19 protein-coding genes and 1 riboswitch are annotated in these 19963 nt (G+C 45.5%); of the genes, 8 read left to right on the forward strand and 11 right to left on the reverse strand.

All coding sequences use genetic code 11. From position 1 onward, the window contains the following. Positions 1–2: 2 nt before the first annotated feature. Both DCMF_RS19720 and DCMF_RS19725 read right to left on the reverse strand, forming a co-directional pair. Entirely contained in the window at positions 3–1232 is a 1230-nt protein-coding gene (locus tag DCMF_RS19720) for a branched-chain amino acid ABC transporter substrate-binding protein (RefSeq protein WP_214658748.1), read from the reverse strand. Between the two features lie 260 nt (positions 1233–1492). Beyond that, positions 1493–2461, reverse strand: coding sequence for a D-2-hydroxyacid dehydrogenase (locus DCMF_RS19725; protein WP_148136009.1), 969 nt, complete (start codon positions 2459–2461; stop codon positions 1493–1495). A 729-nt stretch (positions 2462–3190) separates the two neighbouring features. On the opposite strand from DCMF_RS19725, the gene DCMF_RS19730 reads away from it, so the two are divergent. The 8 genes from DCMF_RS19730 (at position 3191) to DCMF_RS29330 (ending at position 12880) form a co-directional block, all read left to right on the forward strand. Next, a complete protein-coding gene (locus DCMF_RS19730; RefSeq protein WP_148136010.1) occupies positions 3191–5665 on the forward strand; it encodes a molybdopterin-containing oxidoreductase family protein in 2475 nt (824 codons plus the stop codon). After that, a complete protein-coding gene (locus tag DCMF_RS19735; RefSeq protein ID WP_148136011.1) occupies positions 5665–7806 on the forward strand; it encodes an FAD-dependent oxidoreductase in 2142 nt (713 codons plus the stop codon). The genes DCMF_RS19730 and DCMF_RS19735 overlap by 1 nt, the downstream gene beginning before the upstream one ends. A gap of 24 nt (positions 7807–7830) precedes the next feature. Next, positions 7831–7961, forward strand: a riboswitch (molybdenum cofactor riboswitch). Positions 7962–8100: 139 nt separating this feature from the next. Continuing rightward, a complete protein-coding gene (locus DCMF_RS19740; protein WP_148136012.1) occupies positions 8101–9360 on the forward strand; it encodes a molybdopterin molybdotransferase MoeA in 1260 nt (419 codons plus the stop codon). Between the two features lie 26 nt (positions 9361–9386). Continuing rightward, positions 9387–9533, forward strand: a complete 147-nt coding sequence (locus DCMF_RS29325; protein ID WP_214658749.1) for a hypothetical protein — start codon at positions 9387–9389, stop codon at positions 9531–9533. A gap of 4 nt (positions 9534–9537) precedes the next feature. Further along, entirely contained in the window at positions 9538–10542 is a 1005-nt protein-coding gene (locus DCMF_RS19745; RefSeq protein ID WP_148136013.1) for a DUF5050 domain-containing protein, read from the forward strand. A 244-nt stretch (positions 10543–10786) separates the two neighbouring features. Next, positions 10787–11809, forward strand: a complete 1023-nt coding sequence (locus DCMF_RS19750; protein ID WP_148136014.1) for a hypothetical protein — start codon at positions 10787–10789, stop codon at positions 11807–11809. A gap of 70 nt (positions 11810–11879) precedes the next feature. Beyond that, positions 11880–12578, forward strand: coding sequence for a TetR family transcriptional regulator (locus DCMF_RS19755; protein WP_236860071.1), 699 nt, complete (start codon positions 11880–11882; stop codon positions 12576–12578). Between the two features lie 146 nt (positions 12579–12724). Next, positions 12725–12880: a hypothetical protein gene (locus tag DCMF_RS29330; protein ID WP_214658750.1), complete on the forward strand. Its 156-nt coding sequence runs from the start codon at positions 12725–12727 to the stop codon at positions 12878–12880. A 71-nt stretch (positions 12881–12951) separates the two neighbouring features. Here DCMF_RS29330 and DCMF_RS19760 read toward each other — a convergent pair whose 3' ends face one another. From DCMF_RS19760 to katG, 9 genes are all read right to left on the reverse strand, one after another. Next, entirely contained in the window at positions 12952–13329 is a 378-nt protein-coding gene (locus DCMF_RS19760; RefSeq protein WP_148136015.1) for a hypothetical protein, read from the reverse strand. Between the two features lie 246 nt (positions 13330–13575). After that, entirely contained in the window at positions 13576–13866 is a 291-nt protein-coding gene (locus tag DCMF_RS19765; RefSeq protein WP_236860351.1) for a spore coat protein, read from the reverse strand. A 10-nt stretch (positions 13867–13876) separates the two neighbouring features. After that, on the reverse strand, positions 13877–14095 hold the full coding sequence (locus DCMF_RS19770; RefSeq protein WP_148136017.1) for a hypothetical protein: 219 nt from the start codon (positions 14093–14095) through the stop codon (positions 13877–13879). Positions 14096–14379: 284 nt separating this feature from the next. After that, positions 14380–14550 (reverse strand): hypothetical protein, encoded by a 171-nt coding sequence (locus tag DCMF_RS29335; RefSeq protein WP_214658751.1) that lies wholly within the window; start codon positions 14548–14550, stop codon positions 14380–14382. A gap of 34 nt (positions 14551–14584) precedes the next feature. Further along, entirely contained in the window at positions 14585–15274 is a 690-nt protein-coding gene (locus tag DCMF_RS19775; RefSeq protein ID WP_148136018.1) for a manganese catalase family protein, read from the reverse strand. Between the two features lie 236 nt (positions 15275–15510). Continuing rightward, positions 15511–15858 carry a DUF2512 family protein gene (locus DCMF_RS19780; RefSeq protein ID WP_148136019.1) on the reverse strand — a complete coding sequence of 116 codons (348 nt, stop codon included), beginning with the start codon at positions 15856–15858 and terminating at the stop codon, positions 15511–15513. A gap of 273 nt (positions 15859–16131) precedes the next feature. Then, the gene (locus DCMF_RS19790; protein WP_349031372.1) at positions 16132–16965 is read right to left on the reverse strand and encodes a DUF5714 domain-containing protein; all 834 of its coding nucleotides are present in this window, start codon (positions 16963–16965) and stop codon (positions 16132–16134) included. A 131-nt stretch (positions 16966–17096) separates the two neighbouring features. After that, a complete protein-coding gene (locus DCMF_RS30525; RefSeq protein ID WP_148136020.1) occupies positions 17097–17312 on the reverse strand; it encodes an ArsR/SmtB family transcription factor in 216 nt (71 codons plus the stop codon). A gap of 325 nt (positions 17313–17637) precedes the next feature. After that, positions 17638–19833, reverse strand: a complete 2196-nt coding sequence (gene katG, locus DCMF_RS19800) for a catalase/peroxidase HPI (protein ID WP_148136021.1) — start codon at positions 19831–19833, stop codon at positions 17638–17640. Positions 19834–19963: the final 130 nt, after the last annotated feature.

Consider the following 19963-nt stretch of genomic DNA (forward strand, 5'->3'; position numbering starts at 1 on the left):
ATTTATTTTGCTCCGGGAAGTTTTAATTCATTGGTAGCATATTTGGAATCGTCCCAAGCTACAAATTGTCCATCCTGTACCACATAGATCGTGGACAAAGAGTTGGTGGTCTGACCATTTTCGTCAAATGTGGTGGTGCCTAGCAAACCTTCATATTTAGTGGCAGCAATCTTTTCGGCAATTGCTTTACGGTCAGCTTTACCAACTTCTTTAATGGCTTGAATAATGATGTTGGCAGAATCATAGGAATATGCGCCATAAGCGCCGTAAGGATCCGAATATTTAGCGTCTTCGTAAGCTTTGATAAATTCGGGGCCGCCAGGCATTTTTTCGGTAGGCGCACCAGGTTGGGTTACTACAACGCCTTCAGCTGCTTTACCAGCAACTTCAACAAACTTAGGCGATACGATACCGGAAATACCGCACATCATCACGTCCTGTAAACCAACTTCATTCATCTGCTTGCGGATCAGAGCGGCTTCCATAATGTTACCGCCATAATACAAAGCGTCGATATCCTCGTTTTTAATCTTACTTAAAATGGGACGGAAGTCGGTAGAACCGTCGGTAATTTCATCCAAAGAAACGATCGTGCCGCCATCACGTTTTTCAACTTCGCTTCTCCAAGCTTCAGAATTAGCTTTCCCATAAACAGTAGTACTGGAGATAACGGCCCATTTCTTTAAACCAAGTTTGTCAATAACAAACGCGGCCAACGGAACGTTTTCCTGTACGGAAGTGGGGCAAACCCGGGTAATATAAGGCATATTCTCTTTGACAGTAAGCGAAGGTCCAATGGCCCCCCAAATGCAGTCGGCAATACTCGCAGAAATAAAGATCGGGTTAGTAGCTTCGGCACAACCGGTGTTCCAGTGACCGCTGACAGCTACGATAGACGGATCACTGACGATCTTCTGCGCAACAGAAGCAGCGGTTCCAGGGTTGGAAGCATCATCAAAGAATTCAACTTCCAAATTAACAGGCAGATCGCCGGAGGCATTGGCTTGTTTTACAGCCAGGTCAAAGGTATTACGGGGGCCAATCCCCTCGGTGGCGTTAGAGCCGGTCAATGGGCCGATAAAAGCAATTTTGACTGTTTCTTTTTCCCCCTGTGCCGCATTATCCCCGGTTCCTTCATTAGCAGCATCTTTAGAACCACATGCGGTCAAGATAAGAGCCATCATCATCAAAAGGCATACCAGCATAAATATTTTGTTTCTTTTCGTTTTCATAAGCATTTTCCTCCCCCTTTAATACTCCTAATCTACGGTGATACGTTAAACCAACGAAGCAAAACATCCGAAAATTTTTCCAAACATACCCCCTTTCCAATAAATATAATGCTCCCATAAGATGAGACACAAATTGGGGGATTAAGATCATCAATATTTGAATGACAAAAGGCTTCATGTATCTGTTTGCCATCATCGACCGGGACAGTCGGCGCATCATTGACTTTGGGTTTTCCTGCACCATGAAACAACTATTAAATTTAATAACCTTTTATTTTGTCAAACATATACAGCAGCTCCATGCCATTAAGATAACGCTTGATATTTTCTTTCAGTAACCGGCAGGTATATAAAATATCATGATCGCCGGTAGCTGCGCAGTGGGGCGAGAGAATAATATTGGGAAAGTCCCACAATTCACTCGTTGCAGGTAAAGGTTCTTCTTCGAATACATCTATACCGGCAGCGGCTATTTTACCTTGTTTTAAGGCCTGAACCAAGGCACTTTCCCTGATCAGCTTACCGCGGGCCGCATTGATAATAATCGCGCCCGGTTTCATTTGATCAAACTGTTCCGTATCAATGATATACTCGGTTTCCTGCGTACAGGGGAGCATGAGAATTATAATATCGCTATCCTTTAAGAAGGCGTTGAATTCACCCGGAAAATACAATTTGTTTAATTTATCGTCTTTAACATTTAAGGACCGGACATAAGCATTGATCTTAACATTAAAACCGTTCAGTCTTTGGGCAATCTCTTTGCCTATATTGCCATATCCGGCAATACCTACGGTTTTCCCTGCCAAAGAACCCATCAGGTTCCAGGTTCGATCCCGGTCCCAGGCATGTGCTTGTCTGTTGCGCTCCAGATGGGGGATATGGCGGGTTAAAGCCAGTATAAACGCCAAAACATGTTCGGCGACAGAGACGTCCCAAATCCCGGCGCCTTTGGTCAATACTGCCTGATGGGGATAACCGGACTTTAAGAAGGCATCCACACCGGTGGTAGTTGATTGCACCCATTTGATATTCTTGCCCAAATCAAGGACAAGTTTAGCCACTTGCGGGCTATACTTAGTACCCAACATAACTAATATTTCCGCATCCGGCAACTCCTGGGCCAATTCCTCAAGGGTACATGGATAAACAAAATCCACTTGCGGAAACTCTTTTTCCAGATCGTTAAACTGATTGTCCTGCTGATAAAAGCCCATGATAGTTTTCAATGCTATATGCCTCCTTCTAAGAAAAAAAGTGTAATAAATAAGGAAAATTTAATTTATTCCCTAACGGGTAATTATTTTTTTTCAGGCAGAAGGCTAACTGCAAATCAGCAACCAGGGATGCCTGTTTGCTGCCTATGTTATTTTTCGATGTAACACCCTGCTCTTTACCGAACTAGGTATTTATAATATTTTTTATTAGGCCGTCAGTATATATAATGATTTGTTAGCCTAGCTAACAAAAATATACTTGAGAAGTTTGCTTTTGTCAATAATTTTTCCATATTATTATGATTATTTGGGATATTTATAATATTCCCGTCGTCAAGACACAAAGCAAAGATTTTTAAGTAAATTTCCTTAAAAAAACGCTCTATTCTAATATTGTCAAGGGCTCACTATTTTTTCTTATTGATGTTCCTAGTATCACTTATTTTTTCGATTTTGTGTCTCACCTTCTGGCAGCATAGACAAATATCCTAAATTGTCCAATTATATTGTTTTAAAAAATTATTGACAAAAGCGAACCACTCAAGTATATTTTTGTTAGTCTGACTAACAAATTATTATATATACTGACGGATTTATAAGAAAATACCATCAATATCTCTTCTGAATAATTATTGGTTACGGCAGCCGATTCTGTCGCCCAACTAACCTAAAAGATGGTTAAAAAATGCAGGTTATCCGCCTATTAAATAGGGATATTTGACAAAAGAGGAGTGAGTGTACATGGATATGAAATGTAAAACCCAGCACAAAGATGATGGAAGTACTTTTTATACAGCTTGCCGTTGCAATTGTGGCGGCAGCTATCAATGTATTATTAAGGCTAATGTGAAAGATGGCAAAGTTATTTCCGTGGAACCGGATGACCGATACAACTACAACTGTGGCCGTGAAGACGCTTATATGGAGGAGGAAGACCTGCAAAAAGTGCGCATCCAGCGCCGTCCTTGCGTGGTGGGATTAACTTGGCATAAGTATGCTCAGCTGCCCGAGCGTATCCTATACCCTCTTAAACGTAAGGAGGGGACGGAGCGGGGCGCGGGCGAATATGAACGGATTACCTGGGATGAGGCGCTCGACACGATCGCTTCCAAAATGATAGAATCACGGGAAAAATACGGTCCTTTATCGATTATCAGTCCGTATATGCCCAATGAAACTTATGAGCGTATTATGTCCTATTGGGGCGCAGGCGCAGAGGGCTGGGGCTGGTGCTCTTACGACGCTGCCCGTTTGATGGCTCAAATGATAACGGGCGGAGAGGGCTGGGAAGTGCAAAACTGGTCCTCCAGTTCAGGAGCGGATATGCTGACGCACAGTAAAGCGATTGTGCTTTGGGGCTGTGATCCCACCGTAGGTCACCAAGGACCGGCCCATGCTTTCGCTTGGTACATAAAATTGGCCCGGGAGCGTGGTAAGCCGGTTATTATCATTGACCCCCGTTACAGTATGGCGGTTCGTACATTGGCAGATCAGTGGATTCCGATCAAACCGGGTACTGATGTCGCTATAATGATGGGAATGGCGTACACACTCTTTGAGGCAGATACCTATGATAAAAAGTTTATTGAAAAATATGTAGAGCCGGTCGGTTTTCAGAAATTCAAAGATTATATTATGGGCAATGGGGATGATAAAACGCCGAAAACACCGGAATGGGCAGCCGAAAAATGCGGCGTACCTGCTGAAACCATCAGAGCTTTGGCTCATTTTGTTTGGGATAATGAACCTTGCTGGACTTACGCGCATTGGTCACTGAGCCGTAAGAGTCAAGGTGAGCAAGTGATATCCACCTTTGCCGCGCTCCAGGCTATGCTGGGCAATTGGGGCAAGCCTGGCGGCGGTCCCGCCATTCACCCGGGCGGCCAGGTACAGGATCTGCCCATGGGCTATTTTAGCACCACTTATAGTGAACCCGGACCTTATAAAGTGCCGAAGCTTTTCCGCAGCCACTATTGGGCGCAGGCTGTTTTGCTGCTTGACGACTATAAAAGCGGTAAGATCAGCGCTGAGGAATATATGAGTTCCGTCGGTTGGCGGGCGGATAAGAGTCTGGTGGATCAATTCAATCCCCGTTTTCTTTTCTGGGGCGGCGGCAGTAAACCCCATGCTTCTAACCATCTGGTTACTGCATGTGATACTGCCAGCGATCAGATTAAAGCGATCAATAAAATGGATTTTATTATTACCGCCCATAGTATTATGACGCCTACTGTCCGTTATGCAGACATTATTCTTCCGGTACAGGATTGGATCTGGGAAGGAAGCGACGTCAGCCGTACAGCGCCTTATGGTGTATTTGAGGCGGTTCAAGGGAATCCCGGCGTCGTCGAGCCTCCGGGAGAAACAAAGCAATGGGTTTGGATTTATGTAGAGATCTGCAAAAGGTTGGGTGTTGATCCTAAAAACTTCTTTAGATACTATACCGGAAAGCGCAGTTGGGAAGAAGACTGGGAAAACGGATTGCGTGAAATGTACCATGATGTTGAAGAGTATTATAAGGGAAGAGGCAAAACGATTCCGACTTATGATAACTTCCAGAATGGTGAATTTCTCAACTGTGATGAACTGGAAGATCAACCGTTGACCGGTTTTGTGCCTCAGATGAAGGAAAATAAGCCGTTTAAGACTCCTTCCGGTAAGATTGAGTTTTATTACCCCTTGTTTGAAGACGAAAGCCAAAGAGGGAAGAGCGAACACTATACTTTTGACGGCAAGCTGATTGATAACCTGCCGGCGGATTGGAAGGATATGCCCTCGTCCCCCGAGTATAAGGTTGGCCGTCATGGTATGGATGATCCGAAGTCGAAGGAATATCCTATTATGTTGCTTACCTCGCACAGCCGTTATCGTGTTCACTATGTACACTGGATTAATCCTTGGCTGCGCGGACATGTATACAGGCACAGAGTCTGGATCAATGCGGTTGACGCGGCAAAGCGCGGCATCAAAGATAACGATAAGATACTTGTTTACAACGATCGCGGGAAAATAATCATGCCTGCTTATGTTACGAGCCGTATTATGCCCGGGACGGCTTTAATCCATCAGGGCGGCAATTATGAGCCGGATGAAAACGGCATCGATAGGGGAGCCTCGCCGAATACCTTATTAGGTGGGGATAAGGCAAGTAACTTTACACCCGCCCGCGCTACAAATCTGGTGCAGATTGAGAAGTATGAGGAGGCGAATGTGTAATGCAGCAATACGGATTCTTTATCGATACCAGCCGCTGTACCGGTTGCAATGCTTGCGTAATTGCCTGCAAGCAGTATAAAGATGTTCCGCCCGGGCCCGCAAAGCCGATCAGGGTTTATCAATGGGAAAAAGGCGTTTTTCCGGATATTGATGTTCGCGCACTGCCCATTATGTGCTTCCATTGCGCTAAACCGCGTTGTATGGAAGCTTGTGAACATCATGCGATTTATAAGGACGAGACCTACGGCGCCGTACTTGTCGATCCTGCCAAGTGTCAAGGCGACAGAAACTGTTTTAACGCTTGTCCCTATGGTTCGCCTCAGTTTTTGAGCGATGCCCCGTCGGAAAAGATGCTGAAATGTGATATGTGTATTGACCGCCTGAAAGACGGGAAAAAGCCTCTCTGTGTTTTGAGTTGTTCGTTGCGTGCCCTTGACTTTGGCTTAATAAAAGATATGAAAGAAAAATATGGTGAAGGCGCGGGAAAATATATTATTCAAGATGCTCCGGCCCCTTGCCGTGATGCTTGTCCTGCCAGAGTGGACATTGAGAGTTATATGGACTTAACAGAAAAAGGCGAGTACACAAAAGCCCTTGAAGTTTGTCTTGAGGTTACGCCTTTCGCGGGTATCTTAGGCCGGGTATGTACCCATTCCTGTGAAATTGACTGCTTCCGCGGCCGCTTCGATGATGCGACCGCCATTCGGGAAACGAAACGCTTTCTGGCGGATTACGATGCCTCTGCAGGTAAGGCAACGCTGCCGCAATGTGCGCCGGCAAACGGCAAGAATGTTGCCGTCGTGGGCGGCGGACCGGCCGGTCTGTCCTGTGCCTACGCACTTGCACAAAAGGGTTATGGCGTGACCATTTTTGAGCAATCCGAAGAAATGGGCGGTATGATGCGTTACGGGATTCCTGCTTACCGGCTTCCCCGTGCGGTACTAAAACGAGAAATTGATCTCATTAAAGAATTAGACGTAAAGTTCGTAAATAATCACCGTATCAGCGACTTGTCCGAATTTGCCGATTATGATGCCGTTTTTGTTGCTACCGGCGCAGGTAAGGGGATTTCCCTTTCTTTACCGGGAAGCGATAGTAAAGGTATTCGTACCGCTGTCGACTTTCTCCGCGATGTAAATACGGGCATCTTAAAAACCGTAAAGGATGAAGTGGTTGTCATCGGCGGCGGCAGCGTCGCCATGGATGCCGCGCGTACCGCACTGCGCATGGGTGCACCTCACGTTCATCTGGTATGTTTGGAGAGCAGCGACTATAAAGACAAGGAGCCTATGCCCGCGCAAGAGATGGAAGTGAAAGAAGCAAGGGAAGAAGGTATTATCATTCATGATAAGCATGGGGTACAAAGCTTTGATGTGGCTAACGGAGCGGTAAGGGCTGTCAACTGTGTAAGATGTTTATCCGTAATGGATGAAAACGGAAAATTTGCGCCCTGCTATGCAAAGGGAGACGCCGTATTACGATTGTCTGCCGGGCTGGTACTGGTGGCATTGGGACAATGTCCTTCAGAAGCGGCGTATCCAATTGGCTTGCCAAGAGATGAGAGTCAGCGCATTGCGATGCGGGGAAATTTCCAAACAGAGGACCCGCGCATATTTGCAGGCGGCGACTTGCTGACAGGTACTACGGATATTATTACCGCGGTAGCCGTTGGCAACGAGACGGCAGAGAGCATCCATCGCTATTGCCAGGGACTTTCCGTGGATGAAAACCGCCGTATGATTCCCAACAGTTCTCGTTCACACGTGGAGAAAAAGAGCATGTCTTCGAGCTGTCGCGCCGCATCAGAAAGATGTAAAGACTTTGACGAAGTATGCCTTGGCTTTAATGACGCGGAATGTGCCGAACAGAGTGGGCGTTGTCTCCATTGCGGAGAGATGAAACCATCTGCCGTCATTCGCCGGCAGCAACCAAAAAAGAATATCCTTCCCTGGAATAAGGAAGAGGCGATGCAACTTTGGGCAAAACGTCATAGTGAAAACGGAGAAGCGCTGCCGGATGTATTCGAAAGCATCAAGGATGTCCTTGATCCGGAGGAGCTGCCTGCATATGGCCGCGGCCGGCTTATGCTCAGAGTTTCTACCAGTGAGGAAAAGTTGTTCTATACAACGGATGACGAATAATAATTGCCAATATGGAATAAGGATAAACGATAATTTCTCCGAGCCTTATGATCCTAAGGCGGGAGCTATGGATCTAAGGCCTGGGCTCAAGCCCACAGAGTAATAGAAGAAATTCTATTGCTTGCTTTTTGCGAAGGAGGTGCACAAAAGATAGTTTTTCTTGTTAAGATGACTATCTCTTTTGCCTGCATGTCCGTGCAGGCATTTTTTTTGTTTACATTAAGGTTGTCATCTCCTCCCCGGGAAAAGCCTTGAAAAAACGGCCGTTTAGTATTGAGAAAGGAGTGATTTGGGATGCGAATCGGTGTTTCATTGGAAGAAGCTCAGGAGATGCTTCTGCAAAAAGCAAATATGGTAGAAGAAGGCTCTGTTTCATTGATGGGAGCATTGGGGAGAGTACTGAGTCAGAATATCAGAGCAAGGGAAAATCTTCCTGCTTTTCATAAGTCGCCCTTAGACGGTTATGCTTTGATCGCTAAAGATGTAGAACAAGCAAAACCATCTCATCCGGTTGCTCTGGAAGTAATTGAAGAAGTCCGGGCTGGTTTTGTTCCGAAGCAAAAAATAACCCCTGGAACTACAATAAAAGTGATGACGGGATCCCCTCTTCCGGAAGGAGCGGATACGGTCATTAAATATGAAGATGTGAAAAGGACGGGAAACTCAATTTATCTCTCGTTCCCCTTAAAACCGGGAAGCAATGTTATTTACGCCGGTGAAGATGTGAAAAAAGACGAAATAGTCGCCTTAAAAGGAACAGTAATTACTCCCTCTCTGGTAGGTTTGTTGGCCGGATTAGGCATAGCGGAAGTTCCGGTTCTCCGAAAAGTAAGGATTGCTATTATCAGTACGGGGGACGAGTTAATCGATCCGGCTAAAGAACCCTGCCCGGGAAAAATATACAACAGCAGCCTTTATAACCTGGCGGCTTTATGTGGGGAATTAGGAGCCGATCCAATTGTCATGGGCATTGTTCCCGATGAAAAAGAGTTGATTTCCGGACACATTGTAAAGAGCTTGGAAGCCGCCGACATTTTGATTACAACGGGAGGAGTCTCGGTAGGGGACTTTGATGTCGTCCAGGACGCCTTACGGCAAGCGGGGGCAAATATGATTTTTTGGAAAGTATCCATGAAGCCCGGTTCACCTATCCTTGCGGCGGAAAAAGACAAAAAGATCATTATCGGCTTGTCGGGAAACCCTGCGGCGGCTCTTGTTACCTTTGATTTGATTGCAGTGCCGGTGATTAAAAAAATGATGGGCTTAAACCGGCGGATGCCGCCTCGGGTTACGGCAGTCTTAGCAGATAATTTTTTGAAATCCAGCCCCCAAAGAAGATTTTTAAGGGGAAAACTACAGGCTATCAACGGGACACATTACGTAAAACTAACCGGTGAACAGGGAAACGGTATTTTAAAGTCAATGATTAATTGCAATGCCCTGATCGACGTCCCCGCAGGAAGCGGACCGCTGTGTGCAGGCCAAGAAATTTCAGCGATAATTGTGGGAAATATTAGTGACACTTTTTTCGAAATGGAGAAAGAGATTAGCTAGATTGTTAGCTCATAAGGGGCAGAACTGTGGCAATCAGCGGAATAATTCTGTTTTTTTATCCCCATTACAATTACATAAATGCTAAATATTTGAAGAAAATAGCTCGCTATGGTAAAATGAAATATACAAAAACAGCTATGACAGTAAAATCTAGAAAAATGGGAGGGATGTGATTCAATGAAATTACTGAAAAAGAAAAACCATGTACAAAGCATGGCTATTACTGTTCTCTTTTTTCTGCTTGCTTTAAGTACGCAGTTATCTATTTCATTTGCTGATAGCGCGCCTATTAATATGGAGAATAGGGAATTTATAACTCAATTTGATGACTGGATTTACTTTTCAAGTACGTCGGATAAGGGCAGATTGTATAAAATGAAAACAGACTCCTCGAACCGGATGAAGTTAAGTGATGATAGTATAGAAAGTATGATAATACAAAATGACTGGATTTTCTATATTGCAAACGGAAATATATATAAGATAAGCAAGGATGGCAAGTATAGGAGTGTCCTATATAACGAGCACGATGTCATACCTCATAAATTGATAATTAAATATGATAAGATTTTTTTCCAGGATGAGGAGTTTGGTCTATACCAAATGAACTTAGACGGTAAAGAATTAAAAAATATCGTTAATGTGGAAAATATTTCTTCATGGACAATACTTGACCATGTGATCTACTATAGTGTACCTGAAGAGTTTGACGACAACGGAAATGCAATTAAATCGCCAATATACACGGTAAAGCTGGAGGGGTATGGAAACACCCTTAAAGTTGGCGAAACATCAAAGCTGACTGATGATGGCGGTAATTATATAAATGTTATTTGGTTTGGCGACGGACAGGACCGGGTTTACTATAGCAACATTTCGGACAAAGGCAGATTGTATATGATCAAAGCCGATGGAACCGGAAAAACAAAACTGACGGACCATACGGTAAGCAATATCAGGGTCGGTGGATTCTGGATCTACTATAGTAATAATTCTGACAAATCAAAGCTTTATAGGATAACTATCGTCGGCACAGTGAATTCACGGCTGATTCATGCGTACACAAAATATATAAATGTTTATAGCGATAATATTTACTATTTGTCAGATAGTAATTCTTCAAAGATTGATAAGTTATACAGGATAAAGACCGACTTATCCGGCAAGATTGAATTCAAATAGGGATTAACTTACGCCTTAAGAATCACGGAATCACGGGGACGATCCTATTGATTCGATTCATTAGAATCAATAGGACCGTCCCCGTGTGATTCCGTGTACTTGGGCAAATCCGGGTTGACACGGGAGGTTCTGCATGCTAAAATTTGATCAAACGATCAATGATTTATTTAAGTGATCAAAAAAACTACGATAAAATGGTAATCCCTTATTTGTATTGATTATGGTAATAATACGGAGGAGAGTAATGGGAAATAAAATTGCGTCCCAAGACCTATCGAAGCCCGGGGGGAAGCGGTCCGGGCTCTTCCTTCCACGTACCGCTCCCGTACTCGGGCTGTGCTTCCTCGCTCCGCTGGTGGGAGAGTACCTGCTTGGCAACATTTCCATTCAGGATATCTGGGCCTTGCCCTTTCTTGCCCCCATGTACGGAGGCGGTGCGCTTCTCATCCGCGAGACGACGCGCCGTACCGGGCGCGGCTGGCCGACCATCATTTTCCTTGGCCTGGCCTACGGTTTAATCGAAGCAGGCCTGATTGACCAGTCTCTCTTCAACCCGTCTTTCGAAGGTCACGACTTCCAGAGTGCTGCGTACATCCCGGTACTGGGCATTAGTGCTTATAATGGGCTGGCTTTTCTCGCCGGACACGCAGTTTGGAGCATCGGGGTGCCCATTGCCCTGGTCGAGACACTCGTGCCCGGGAGAAGCACAAGACCATGGCTGGGCAAGGCGGGACTGCTAATCACCGGCGGCCTGTATCTCCTTGGTTCTGTTTTCCTCTTTCGTAACATACAGGAAGAAGAACAATTCCTGGCATCGGCGCCGCAGCTGATTGGGGCGGCCGTTGTTGCCCTGGTACTGATCGGCATTGCCTTCGCACTCGGGAGGCGGCCTCACCCGAAGACCGGCGGGCGGACACCCCATTCATGGCAGGTAGGCATACTGTCGTTCGTGATATCCAGCCTCTTCTTCGCGGCAAGCGAAAGCTGGATGGGCGTGGCTATTAAACTCTTCCTGCTTGCCGTAATCACTGCCCTGATCACCCGATGGTCACGGCGTCAGGGCTGGGGGCCGGCCCACCGGCTTGCACTGGCCGGGGGTGCCCTGCTCACCTATGCCTGGGGCGGGTTTATCCTCACGATGCTGCTGGGGCGAACGGAGATTATCCACTTCATCGGCAATGGGATCTTTGCCTCCGGCGCGGTGGTGTTGCTGATCATCGCAGCACGCAGAATCTGTCATATTCAGTCTGAAAACATGGAGTTATGACGGCAGTCTTTGTTCTGGTCACACTGCGAAGTAGGATCGGCAGTTTAGAAAAAACACCCGGGGAGAAGAAATGATGAACGAAAAAAAGACGGATGAAAAACTATCCTTCATTACCGAGGCAAGACGCGCCCAAATCATCGATGCCGCCATTACCACCCTGGATGAAATCGGTTATGTCAACGCCAGTCTTGCCCAAATAGCAAAAAGAGCCGGTATCAGTACGGCGCTGATCTCTTACCATTTTAAAGACAAAAATGATCTCATGGACCATACTTTGATGACGCTGTTAGAGGGCGCCACTTCCTATGTATTGGACAGGACAAAAGCCGCGAACACGGCCCGGGAGAAACTGCATATATACATTGCATCAAGCCTTGCGCACCAGGGCACCCATCCCAAGCACAATACCGCCCTCCTGGAGATTATATTTAATGCCCGCACATCCGAGAACGTTCCTTATTATAAGTTGGGCGACAACGAAGAGGAACCGGTGATCCTTGAGCTTCAGCAGATATTGCGCGATGGCCAAACCAAAGGTGAATTTGGGGAGTTCAATGTTTACGTCATGGCCAATGCCATCCAGGGAGCGATTGGGGAATATCTGTTTAACCGGAATATTGCTGCAAAGGCGGACCTGGAATCCTATTGCGCCGAACTGATCAAAATATTTGATAAAGCAACATCTCCGGACCGATTTATCCAGTCTTACATGGATAGAAGCGATTCTGACAAAGAAAAAAACCGACCCTTCCATCCGGTTCAACGATGAAAAGAGGGGTAAAATCAGACCTGATGTTGCAGGCATAAGGGTACACAGGGAACACGTATATTTAATACCCAAGGGGAGTAATCTGCCTTTTATCCCCAAAGGGAAAGTGTTTTGATTTAGCTAAACTGAAAGTATATGGAGTGGTTATGATGAAGAAGAAAAAAGTTAAATTGGTACAAGGACCAAGAAATTTCTGGACCATTAATCCCAAGACCCGGGTGCATGATAATGACATTAAAAGGAACAAAAAGAAGCTGCGGGAGGAAGGGAAGAAAATAGCCAAGGATTTGGGGGATTCTTAAATTTTGGTTTTTGACTTTGGATATTCTGTTTTGCTGCATTCACCCCAAATATATTAGAAACTGAGCAGCGATCAACTAGGTTCGGAACCTATTTGATGGCCAAGAATCTCTTCGATCCTCTTTTGGATTTTTCCCAGGTCCAGCCCTGCTTCTTTTTTTATACTATTCCTGAGCATGGAGCCAATTTTATCAATATCATCAAGAATATCCTGGAGCAACTCAAAGGCAGCTATCGCCTCCAGGGTTTCCCGAGGGGTTTCAACAATGTTGGAAACAATGGCATTTTCCGTGCGGGACGCAGTGATTGGATATGGGACTTCTTCCACATATACCTTAGTTCTGCGACCAGGACCCCTTTCATCTTCAATTGGTTCCAGTGCGATTATTTTATCTGAACGAACAAATTTACCGTAACCAAGGGGTACAATATAATTTTCTCGAATTTCCAAAAAGATTCCCTCCTTGAGACAAAACTAATTAGTTGGAGCTTTCTAATCCCGTATCAATAAGGACCCACTCACCAGTTTCTGAATTAGAACCACCCACAATAAAAGCGTTTTAAAGCATTAGTATATCTGAATAATTGCTTGAGATGTGGTTGTCATTTGCGATAACTGATTGACCATCTCATTAATCATCATAAGGCCTCCAGTCGAATATTATTAAACGACCCCGGTACAAACCGGGGTGTTCCGTTAAGCGTGTTTTGAGGTAACTTTTGTGGAGTCGGATACTACCTCTTGTAATTGACTCTTTGGGTCGCCATAAGCTTGATACCAGCCGCGTTCAATTGCAAGATTTGTCAGAGCCTCATGGGATTGGGTAATTTGTGTGCAGAACCCTGAAAAAAGGTGGCGCACTTCCGGTGTGGCTGATTCCAACGTTGCCATTAAGTAACCGGATGCAGATGCTTTTGAACTCCCCATCATGCTTAAAGCTACATACTTGTCATCAGTTAATGAATTATTTCCGAAAAGGTCTTTCATCGGTCCCAATTTATTGCACCTCCCCAAGAGAAACTACTTGATTTTCCTGTAGAAACTGTTGCATAGATCTAATCCTTGCTTCAGCAGTCTGGATTCCGGACTCACAGGCACTTTTCAGTTTTTGATCGGAGATCAGCGGTTGCATAGTTTTTAGGCTAACCAGTCCAGTAGTTTCAGCTGTTAACATTTCTCTAAGAGAAAGCATTTCTCCCGGTGTTAAATCACGCATAAAATTCCTCCCTAATCATGATGAAGATATTTTTCCCTTCAAACCATAAACCATTCTATACAATTTTTGGAAGGCAACGACTCTATTTTAATAAAAAATCTAAAGTTTTAGTTACCATGTTCTTAAAATCACTAACATGCTTGATGATTGGCATGCTCAAAAAATATAATATTTTCATATTATATTTTTATATTAATTACCTCGCCTCCCTATAAATAAGAAGTCCCCGTGATCAAACGGAGACTTCCTTTTTATTACCTTACCAATTAAATCGGCTAACCTTATTAATAATCCTCGTTGGACCCGTCCACTAGCTTACAGGAATCAGTATTGCAAGAATTACCACAAACAGGACAGGTGGAATTTCCGTTGTCCTCCGGCTCAAACATGCGACCGCATTTGGAACATTTGTAAAATAGCTCAGTATTATCCGCTATTTCGTACTGGTCCGCCATCTCGTACCTCCCTCAACGGGTCTTAGCAGAATCTCTAATGTTGGGGCGGGTTCTGGGGCTCGTTAAAGGAAGGATGCTGGGGGTTATGCAATTGATTTCCAATGAAATTTCCCGGGGTGGATAGATTAAAGTATAACCGGGCATCCTTATCAACGCCCCAGTCCCGGTTAGAACCGGTATCCTCGATCTTTTGGAAACAATCCCGGAACATGGTATTGTGGGCTTCTTCTCTGTTAAGTAAGAAATCGATCATTTGCCGGACATGTTTGTCATTTATTTGCCTGTGCAGATATTCATAAACCACCTTTGCCCTTTGTTCCGCAGCAATGTTGGAGAGCAAATCGGCCGGGAGGTCACCGGTAACATTTACGTAAGCCGCCGTCCAAAGTTCTCCTGAAGCATTCGTAAGCATGGGATTTAAACCTGATAAGACGTGTGCTTCAATATTGCCGATAGAAGCAGCCGGCGCTTGAAGATCATGACCGTTTAACATGTTAATGGCGGTAGCAACCATTTCCATGTGGCTCAGTTCTTCGGACGCAATGTCTAAAAAAATGTCCTTGATCGCCTGATCCTTGATGCGGAAGCTTTGGGAAATATACTGCATCGCTGCTTTCAGTTCACCCTGAGGTCCACCCAGCTGCTCTTGAAGCATGACAGCATACGTGGGGTTCGGCCTCTCAACATTGACAATCTCCAAAAGCTGTTTTTCATGTTTAAACATCCAAATTACCTCCTGCAGTCTTTTTAGATAGAATCCTCTATCACTGGTATCCGGGACTTAGAGAAATAGGTGCCCTCGACCAGGCACCTATTCCTCAAAAACAGAGAAGTATAACTTGCACCACGTTATTATTTTTACTCAAAATAATTTAGTTATGCAAAAAATTCAGCCGGAAAAAGTACAAAACCTGCAAGGGGCACTTGCAGGCCTTGTAAACTGAAAGGAGACAACCAGATCTATTTAGCCGATAAAAAATTTGGAACAAGTTTATGGAAAAACCATTCCCCTGCAGCCAGAACCAGGGCTGCCAGTGCTGCATCAAAAAAGGAAATTTCCGCGTTTCTGTATACCCAATCAAAGGCATATATTGTGACCAGTGCCAGACCAAAATCTGCGACGGTAGCAATTGTATTGTTTGACATGGGAAGAATCAAAAGATCCCCTATTAGGTAGGCCAAGACCGTGACAACTACACTGACGATAAGAATCTGCCCAAAAGTTAAATCAGAAAGTAAGTTCAATACTATCTCCAGAGCTATAGCAATGATGCCAAATTTGATTAAGACCGCGGTAAGATGTTTCAATCTACTTTTCACCTCCTAATTCTTGGGTATAAGTTACCCTGAGAAAAAGAATAATATTCAGGGAAAACAAATAACCCCCCAAAAAGGAGGTGAAATATGCATGCCGTCCCAAAACTTAGCTCTTCATGAAATGCTCGAGCTCCATGAGATCTAAATTTAAAACTACCTGCATTAACAAGTCGGCGGCCATGGCCAATATTACCAACGATCAGCAGTTGCGGTCACTATTACAACAGGATGTGGAGAACGGTAAAACACAGATTAGTAATCTAATCATGATGATCCAAGGAAAACAATTTTAGGAAGGATACTGCCTGCCTCATCCAGCTTATAATATGGGCATTTCTCCATTCGGCAGCCGTGAGGATGGCGTGCCGTATAGGTGCAGTCCATGTTTTTGTCTGCACTGGCTAAGGAAACATTAAAGAACCTTTGCGCGTATTCAACAGCCTTATCCAGAGAAACCCTGACAAAGGCCTTACAGCAGCACGGGCCAGTAAGCGAGGAGATGGCATGAATGATATCCCCAACAACGGTCATGGTCTGAGATGTTTCCTGGTCTTTGGGACACGCTGCTCCTAGTATAACGCTAAAACAGGCTCCGATGGCCGGAGCAATGCCGCAGACGCCAGTTAATCCGCAATATCCGCCAATAGCTTGTTTTTTCGTTCTTTGCAAGGCCTCCCGGATATGATCGTTGGTTACTTTTAGTGTTCCTTCGTTTTTAAGTGAAATAAGGAATGCTCCAGCGGCGATCCAGGCATTTTCACAACCCAACATGGGGACCCTTTTATGACGCATCAACTGCTCTGCAATCGTAAAGGGATTCTTTTCAGATGACGTTTCAATATTATGTAAAATAAATTCAAAAAGATCTTTTCCGTGGCAATCGTCACACACATAATGCTCACTTGGACAACAAATGTTCCCAATTTCCGTTTTTCCACATTTATTACAGGTCATTTCCCTGCCCATGCTTAAGTATGCCAGCGGCTGACCGCAAATTTGACAATGCTCCGTATTGATCTCCATAGGATGCTGACCAGCATCTTTCTTCGGTCCTCAGCAACTTTCTGCGGTATGAGCAGCGTTTGACATTTCAACCATAACAATCACCGCGCCTTTCTCTTTCTGTAATTAGGGAAACTACAACAGGATTAAATCACTATTCACCGTCGGATAGTCCGCAAAAAACTTCTAGAGTCTTGTATAATCTTCCAGATTACCGGGTTAATTACTCAGTAATAATTAAAGCTTGCACGACTTTCCGCACGCGTTATCCCAATCTTGGTTAAGACCTTTAAATGGTGCGATGCCAAGGGCTGCGAAAGACCAGCTAACTTCGCAATATCATTGACGCTTTTGCATTCTAAAGAAAGGACTTCGAGTATCTTTAGCCTGTTAGCGTCTGCCAAAGCTTTAAAAAATGTTTGCTCTTCGATGTAATTTCCCATATATACACCTGTTCATTTTTTTTTAAGAATAACATAAACGATTGTTTATATCAATGATTATTTATATAGAAAAATAGCTTGTATGACCCAACTAAGCTGAGGTTAATAAAGCCTTCGGAAAAAGTATCTTAATTTGACAGAGTCATACCTTAGAAGGTAGAGGATTCATTGAACAAAAATGGAAGGGGCAGAAAATCTACCCCTTCCAAAATACCAATGCTTATTTTTTAAATTTTTCAATCTCTTCTTCGACTTCTTGTGCGCCTTTTTCTCCTTGCTTTGTCTATTTCAAGTGAAAAGCAGGCATAGTTGTTTATACTCCTACTTAAGCAAGGTCGAAATGATCCGCATTCATCACCTTGTTCCAGGCAGACACAAAGTCATGCAAGAACTTATCCTGAGAGTCTTCACACGCATAAACTTCGGCAATGGCCCGAAGCTGTGAGTTTGATCCGAAAATAAGATCAACACGGGTACCGGTCCACTTTAATTCGCCTGTTGCGCGGTCATGGCCCTCGAACACGTTTTCGTCTTCCGCAATTGGTTTCCAAACCGTGTTCATGTCCAGAAGATTCACAAAGAAATCATTGGTGAGGGACTCCGGCCTCTTAGTGAAGACGCCATGCTGAGACTTTCCGTAATTGGCATTTAGGACGCGCATACCGCCAACCAGAACTGTCATTTCTGGAGCGGTCAATGTCAGCAGTTGCGCACGATCAACCAGCAGTTCCTCTGCTGATACGGAAAATTTGGCTTTCAGGTAGTTGCGGAACCCATCTGCAACCGGTTCGAGCACGGAGAATGATTTAACGTCGGTCTGCTCCTGAGATGCATCCATACGTCCCGGTGTAAAAGGAACGATCAAGTTGTGACCGGCATTCTTTGCGGCCTGCTCGATCCCTGCGCATCCGCCAAGGACGATCAGGTCGGCTAGGGAAACCTTCTTTTGGCCTGGCTGCGCACTGTTGAACTCAGTCTGGATTTTTGCAAGGACCTGAAGCACCGTATGCAATTGAGCCGGCTGGTTGACTTCCCAATCTTTCTGCGGTGCAAGACGGATGCGTGCCCCGTTTGCCCCGCCGCGCATATCGGAGCCGCGGAACGTGGATGCTGAAGCCCAGGCAGTTGAGACCAGTTGGGAGACAGACAAGCCGGAATCAATGATTTTCCCTTTGAGTTCTTCGATATCCGGCGCGTTGATCAGTTCATGATCGACTGCAGGCACCGGGTCTTGCCAGATTAATTCTTCCGCAGGAACCTCCGGACCGAGATAGCGTGAACGTGGACCCATATCACGGTGGGTCAATTTGAACCATGCACGGGCGAAGGCATCCGCAAATTCTGCGGGGTTTTGCTGATAGCGCCGGGCAATCGGTTCATAGACAGGATCGTAGCGAAGGGAAAGATCCGCTGTGGTCATCATCGGCCGATGCTTCTTAGATGGGTTATGTGCATCAACGACCATGTCCTCTGGGACGACATCCTTGGCCAGCCACTGATGGGCACCGGCCGGGCTCTTGACCAGTTCCCATTCGTATTTAAACAGCGTGTTCAAATAACCCATGTCCCATTTGGTTGGGTTCGGCTTCCAAGCGCCCTCGATACCACTGCCGATCGTATCGCCGCCTTTGCCGCTGCCGAAACTGCTTTTCCAGCCGAGGCCCTGTTCCGCGATGGGAGCTGCCTCGGGTTCCGGTCCCACATGGGTTGCAGGGCCGGCACCGTGGCATTTTCCAAAGGTGTGCCCGCCGGCGACCAGGGCGACAGTTTCTTCATCGTTCATGGCCATACGGGCGAAGGTCTCCCGAACATCACGGCCGGAGGCCACAGGATCCGGGTTGCCGTTCGGTCCTTCCGGGTTCACGTAGATCAGCCCCATCTGCACGGCGGCGAGAGGATTGTCGAGATCCCGGTCACCGGAGTAGCGCTTGTCGCCCAACCACTCGCTCTCGGCACCCCAATATACGTCCTCTTCCGGCTCCCATACGTCCACGCGTCCGCCGGCGAAACCGAACATTTTGAGACCCATTGATTCAAAAGCACAGTTCCCGGCGAGAACCATCAGGTCAGCCCATGAGATTTTCCTGCCATATTTCTTCTTGATCGGCCAAAGCAAACGGCGTGCTTTGTCCAGGTTAACATTGTCAGGCCAGCTGTTGAGGGGGGCAAATCGTTGAGTGCCGGAACCTGCGCCACCACGGCCATCGCCCATGCGATATGTACCTGCACTGTGCCAAGCCATCCGGATAAAGAACGGCCCGTAGTGACCGTAATCAGCAGGCCACCAGCTCTGAGAGTTGGTCATGAGCGCATACAGGTCTTCCTTGACGGCCTTCAGATCAAGCTTTTTGAATTCTTCAGCATAGTTGAAATCCTTATCCATCGGATTGCTTAAATCTGAGTGCTGATGAAGAATCTTAAGGTTGAGCTGGTTAGGCCACCAGTCCCTGTTAGAGGTGCCGCCACCGGCAATGGCCTTTTTGGTTTTTCCCGTTATGGGGCATTTTGTTTCTTCCTGCATTAACTTACCTCCTTCAAAAATTTTTTTTTGTTACTACCTTGAATCATAGAGATATTGAGTAACTATGGTGGATCAACAGAATGGAGGGTTATTGATAACAGTTACTATTATAAATTATATCCTTTGATTA

The organism is Candidatus Formimonas warabiya (genome assembly GCF_002777255.1).
Lineage (GTDB): Bacteria > Bacillota > Dehalobacteriia > Dehalobacteriales > Dehalobacteriaceae > Formimonas > Formimonas warabiya.

Excerpts from the sequence above, each read along its gene's own strand:
- DCMF_RS19730 (WP_148136010.1), top strand. The coding sequence starts at position 3,191 with ATGGATATGAAATGTAAAACCCAGCACAAAGATGATGGAAGTACTTTT.
- DCMF_RS19720 (WP_214658748.1), bottom strand. The coding sequence starts at position 1,232 with ATGAAAACGAAAAGAAACAAAATATTTATGCTGGTATGCCTTTTGATG.
- DCMF_RS19775 (WP_148136018.1), bottom strand. The coding sequence starts at position 15,274 with ATGTTTAAACATGAAAAACAGCTTTTGGAGATTGTCAATGTTGAGAGG.
- DCMF_RS29330 (WP_214658750.1), top strand. The coding sequence starts at position 12,725 with ATGATGAAGAAGAAAAAAGTTAAATTGGTACAAGGACCAAGAAATTTC.
- DCMF_RS29335 (WP_214658751.1), bottom strand. The coding sequence starts at position 14,550 with ATGGCGGACCAGTACGAAATAGCGGATAATACTGAGCTATTTTACAAA.
- DCMF_RS19770 (WP_148136017.1), bottom strand. The coding sequence starts at position 14,095 with ATGCGTGATTTAACACCGGGAGAAATGCTTTCTCTTAGAGAAATGTTA.
- DCMF_RS19750 (WP_148136014.1), top strand. The coding sequence starts at position 10,787 with ATGGGAAATAAAATTGCGTCCCAAGACCTATCGAAGCCCGGGGGGAAG.
- DCMF_RS30525 (WP_148136020.1), bottom strand. The coding sequence starts at position 17,312 with ATGGGAAATTACATCGAAGAGCAAACATTTTTTAAAGCTTTGGCAGAC.
- DCMF_RS19745 (WP_148136013.1), top strand. The coding sequence starts at position 9,538 with ATGAAATTACTGAAAAAGAAAAACCATGTACAAAGCATGGCTATTACT.
- DCMF_RS19740 (WP_148136012.1), top strand. The coding sequence starts at position 8,101 with ATGCGAATCGGTGTTTCATTGGAAGAAGCTCAGGAGATGCTTCTGCAA.
- katG (WP_148136021.1), bottom strand. The coding sequence starts at position 19,833 with ATGCAGGAAGAAACAAAATGCCCCATAACGGGAAAAACCAAAAAGGCC.
- DCMF_RS19735 (WP_148136011.1), top strand. The coding sequence starts at position 5,665 with ATGCAGCAATACGGATTCTTTATCGATACCAGCCGCTGTACCGGTTGC.
- DCMF_RS19765 (WP_236860351.1), bottom strand. The coding sequence starts at position 13,866 with ATGAAAGACCTTTTCGGAAATAATTCATTAACTGATGACAAGTATGTA.
- DCMF_RS19755 (WP_236860071.1), top strand. The coding sequence starts at position 11,880 with ATGATGAACGAAAAAAAGACGGATGAAAAACTATCCTTCATTACCGAG.